The 4,311-nt window shown below is 73.3% G+C and carries 2 protein-coding genes and 1 pseudogene; 1 reads left to right on the top strand and 2 read right to left on the bottom strand.

Annotation, left to right across the window (positions count from 1 at the left end):
* Both GA0115233_RS39570 and GA0115233_RS39565 read right to left on the bottom strand, forming a co-directional pair.
* On the bottom strand, positions 1–859 hold an 859-nt coding region (locus tag GA0115233_RS39570), incomplete at its 3' end, for an alpha/beta fold hydrolase (protein ID WP_093725598.1).
* A 112-nt stretch (positions 860–971) separates the two neighbouring features.
* Positions 972–3,009: pseudogene (locus tag GA0115233_RS39565) on the bottom strand (DEAD/DEAH box helicase).
* Between the two features lie 491 nt (positions 3,010–3,500).
* Here GA0115233_RS39565 and GA0115233_RS39555 point away from each other — a divergent pair.
* Positions 3,501–4,256, top strand: a complete 756-nt coding sequence (locus GA0115233_RS39555; RefSeq protein ID WP_176712115.1) for a ferritin-like fold-containing protein — start codon at positions 3,501–3,503, stop codon at positions 4,254–4,256.
* Positions 4,257–4,311: the final 55 nt, after the last annotated feature.

Below are 4,311 nucleotides of genomic sequence, written 5' to 3'. Positions count from 1 at the left end.
CCTCGTCCCAGAAATCGGCGAGGGCCGCGGCCGTGGGCTGTGGCCGGTCGGCGTTGGGAGAGTGCTCGGCGCCGGGGACGACCGTGCGGCGGGCGCCGAGCCGCAGGGCCATCTCGTCGAGGAGGGGTACCGGCCAGGTGTCGTCCTTCTCGCCGGACACGACATGGAACGGCAGTGGCACGGCGGCCAGTTCGGCGACCCGGTCCGGCTCCGTGCACAACTGGTGGCCGGTGGCGATGAGTTGCGCGGGCTTGTTGCCGAACCAGCGGCGCCGCAGCTGGTCGGGGCCGCCGAGCCCGCGTGCCGGGCCGCCGACCTCCTCGGGCGGGCCCATCGCCAGGATCGCCTCCCACAACTCGGCCATCGTCATCACGGTGAGCGCGTCCCGCAGCAGCTTCACACGCTCCTGCTGCGCGGCGGAGATCTGCGCGGGGCCCGACGAGATCAGCGTCAGCGACCGGAACGGGGAGTGGTCCAGCAGGACCGCGGCACGGGCGATCTGCCCGCCGAGGGAGTGCCCGACGAGGTGCACCGGGGCGCCCACGGCCGCCGCCTGGGCGAGCACGTCCCGCGCCAACTCGATCCGCGCGTAGGCCGATTCGTCGTCCGCCGGCCCGTCCGACTCGTACTGTCCCCGCCCGTCCACTGCGACCGTACGGTACCCGCGCGCCGTGAGCGGCGCGTGCAGCAGCGTGAAGTCCTCCTTGCTCCCGGTGAACCCGGGCAGCAGCAGCGCGACACCGCGCTGCTCGACTCCGTCCGGCACCGGACAGTCCACGACGGCGAAGTCGCCGCGCGCGGTGGTGAGGCGGTACGCGCGAGCGGGGGCGGGCGGGGCGAGAGGGGCGTGAGCGGTCACGGGGGTCGAGAGTAGCGGGCGGGGCGCGGGCGCTGGGCCGGATGCCTGGTGCGGGATCGCGAAAGGCCCGGCCCCCCGAACGGGGGACCGGGCCTCTCGGCAGGCTGGGAGATCAGCTCTCCGTGGACTCCGCGGCGACCGCGGCCTTCCGGGTGCGGCGCGCCTTCGGCTTCGCCTCGGCAGCGGCCTCGGTCGGAGCCTCCGCCGCCTTGCGGGTCCGGCGACGCGGCGCCGTCGGCTCCTCCGCGGCCTGGGCCGGGATGTCGGCGGTCTCCGGCGACCTTGCGGGTGCGGCGTGCCTTCGGCTTGGTCTCGGTGCCTTCGGCGGTGTCGACGGCGGCTTCGGCGGCCTTGCGGGTGCGGCGGGGCTTGGTCTCGGTGGCGGTGGTGTCCGTCTCCGGGGTGGCCTCGGCGGTCTTCCGCGTGCGGCGCGTCCTGGGCTTGGCCTCGGCTGCTTCGGCGGTGTCCACGGCGGCTTCGGCGGCCTTGCGCGTACGACGCGGCTTCGCCTCGGGCTCGGGCTGTGCCTCCGGCTCGACGACCGGCGCCGGTGCCTCGACGACGGTCTCCGCCGCGGTGACCTCCGGCTCCGCGGACTTACGGGTCCGGCGGCGGCGCGGCGTGGCCTCGGCGACGGGCTCGGTCGTGGCGGCCGGGGCGACCTCGACGGCACCTTCGGCGGTGTCGACAGCCACCTCGGCGGCCTGCGCCTGCGCCTGCTCCGGAGCCGCTCCGCCGCGGGTGCGGCGACGGCGGCGCGGGGTGCGGGTCGCGGTGGCCTCCTCGGCCGCCGGAGTCGCCTCGGCGGCGTCCGTACCGGCCGGGGCGTCCGCGGAGTCGAGCGGGGTTCCGCCGCGGGTGCGGCGACGGCGGCGCGGCGTACGTGCCGGGCGCTCGCGGTCGTCGGAACGGGACTCGTCCCGGCGCCCGCCACGGCCACGCGGACCACCGCGACCGCCGGTCTCACCGAGGTCCTCGACCTCCTCCGCCGCGAGCCCGGCGCGCGTGCGCTCCGAGCGCGGCAGGACACCCTTGGTGCCCGCGGGGATGCTCAGCTCCTCGAAGAGGTGCGGGGAGGTGGAGTACGTCTCCACGGGGTCGTTGAAGCCGAGGCCCAGCGCCTTGTTGATGAGCTGCCAGCGCGGGATGTCGTCCCAGTCGACGAGGGTGATCGCCGTACCCGACGCGCCCGCGCGGCCCGTACGGCCGATGCGGTGCAGGTACGTCTTCTCCTCCTCCGGCGACTGGTAGTTGATCACGTGCGTCACGCCCTCGACGTCGATGCCGCGGGCGGCGACGTCGGTGCAGACGAGGACGTCCACCTTGCCGTTGCGGAAGGCGCGCAGCGCCTGCTCACGGGCGCCCTGGCCCAGGTCGCCGTGGACCGCGCCGGCGGCGAAACCGCGGCGCTGGAGCTGCTCGGCGATGTCGGCCGCCGTGCGCTTGGTGCGGCAGAAGATCATCGCGAGCCCGCGGCCCTCGGCCTGCAGGATGCGCGCGACCATCTCCGGCTTGTCCATGGAGTGCGCGCGGTAGACGAACTGCGCGATGTTGGCCACGGTCGCGCCCTCGTCGTCCGGCGCGGTGGCGCGGATGTGGGTGGGCTGCGACATGTAGCGGCGGGCGAGACCGATCACCGCGCCCGGCATGGTCGCCGAGAACAGCATCGTCTGGCGGCGGGCCGGGAGCATGCCGATGATCTTCTCGACGTCGGGCAGGAAGCCCAGGTCGAGCATCTCGTCGGCCTCGTCCAGGACGAGCGCCTTGATGTGCTTGAGGTTGAGCTTCTTCTGGCCTGCCAGGTCCAGCAGCCGGCCCGGGGTGCCGACGATGACGTCGACGCCCTTCTTCAGGGCCTCCACCTGGGGCTCGTAGGCGCGGCCGCCGTAGATGGCGAGCACGCGGACGTTGCGCACCTTGCCGGCGGTCAGCAGGTCGTTGGTGACCTGCGTGCACAGCTCGCGGGTGGGGACGACGACGAGCGCCTGGGGGGCGTCGGTCAGGTCCTCGGGCTTGGCGCGCCCGGCCTCCACGTCGGCCGGGACGGTGACGCGCTCAAGGAGCGGAAGGCCGAAGCCCAGCGTCTTGCCGGTACCGGTCTTGGCCTGGCCGATGACGTCGGTGCCCGAGAGGGCGACGGGGAGCGTCATCTCCTGGATGGGGAAGGGGTTCACGATGCCGACGGCCTCAAGGGCCTCGGCCGTCTCAGGAAGGATTCCGAGCTCTCGGAAAGTCGTAGTCAGGGTGCTGCCTCTTCTGTGTGCGCGGTGCGAGGCGAGCGCAGGGGGTCTGTGCGACCGTGCCGGGGGACGTCGGCTGCCATACGGTCGGGCCGTAAGGCACGGGACCACTGCCGACGCTCTAGCGCTCGTACCGCTGAGGGTGTCCCCCCGTCGATCCGTACGCACTGTGCCGTACGGACGAGGGGCTGTCGGGTCGGAGCCGATCGGGCCACCGACCGGGCATCCTCATACACGCGGCCCGTCGAGACACCGTCGAACTGCGTCGACGTACTCAGCAGGCGCATTACCACCATACCCCGGAAACGCGCACATGCGATGGCCGAATTGGTCACGTAGTCGTCGTCACACTGATTGACCAGGGACTTCCCCCGCGCGGCAAGCGGGCTATTGTGCGCTGCATGACCACCTCTGACAAGCCTGACCCCGCCGCCGACAGCAAGGACGCCCCCGTCGAGCACACCGGAGTGGCCGCCCAGGACTGGGCCACCGCCTCCGCCGATCCGCAGTACCGTGCCGCGGTCGTCGATCTGCTCGGCGCGCTGGCCTACGGGGAGCTCGCGGCGTTCGAACGGCTCGCGGAGGACGCCAAGCTGGCGCCGACCCTGGCGGACAAGGCGGAGCTGGCGAAGATGGCCTCGGCCGAGTTCCACCACTTCGAGCAGTTGCGCGACCGGCTGAAGTCGATCGGCGAGGAGCCCACCCAGGCGATGGAGCCGTTCGTCGCCGCGCTGGACGGCTTCCACAAGCAGACGGCGCCCTCGGACTGGCTGGAGGGCCTGGTCAAGGCGTACGTCGGTGACTCGATCGCCAGTGACTTCTACCGGGAGGTCGCGGCGCGGCTCGACTCGGACACCCGTGAGCTGGTGCTCGCGGTCCTGGACGACACGGGGCACGCCGGGTTCGCGGTGGAGAAGGTCCGGGCCGCGATCGACGCCGACCCGCGCGTGGGCGGGCGGCTCGCGCTGTGGGCGCGGCGGCTGATGGGCGAGGCGCTGTCGCAGTCCCAGCGGGTGGTCGCGGACCGGGACGCGCTGTCGACGATGCTCGTGGGCGGTGTGGCGGACGGTTTCGACCTCGCGGAGGTCGGGCGGATGTTCTCGCGGATCACCGAGGCGCACACCAAGCGGATGGCCGCGCTGGGGCTGGCGGCGTAGGACCGCGGGTTCCTTCTTCGGGCCCTCCTCCGGGCTCCGGGTTTCCGGGGCCCGA

This window comes from Streptomyces sp. DI166, from assembly GCF_900091315.1.
In the GTDB taxonomy this organism is placed as follows: Bacteria; Actinomycetota; Actinomycetes; order Streptomycetales; family Streptomycetaceae; genus Streptomyces; species Streptomyces fuscus.
Note: the sequence above shows the minus strand (reverse complement) of the source record. Positions and strands in the feature narration are given on the sequence as shown.